This window comes from Zoogloea sp. LCSB751 (genome assembly GCF_002028455.1).
Taxonomy (GTDB): Bacteria; Pseudomonadota; Gammaproteobacteria; order Burkholderiales; family Rhodocyclaceae; genus Zoogloea.
The window spans coordinates 1-229 of record NZ_MWUM01000717.1; the positions used below are offsets into that span (position 1 = coordinate 1).

At 65.9% G+C, this 229-nt stretch carries 1 pseudogene; it reads left to right on the top strand.

The features are described 5' to 3' along the window. Positions 1–229: pseudogene (locus tag B4920_RS28305) on the top strand (primosomal protein N'); the annotation flags it as partial.

A 229-nucleotide genomic window follows, 5' to 3' on the forward strand; every position in this document is an offset into this window, starting at 1 on the left:
AGGAACACGACGGCTCCTTCAAGCAGCAGGACGGTTTCCGTTACCACGCCCGGGATCTTGCCGTGATGCGGGCCCATCGCGCCGGCATTCCCATCCTGCTTGGCTCGGCCACCCCCTCGCTGGAGACCCTGCACAATGCCCGCACTGGCAAGTATCACCACCTCAGCCTGACCCGGCGTGCCGGCAACGCCCAGACCGCCCGCCAGGTGATCCTCGACATCAAGAGCGT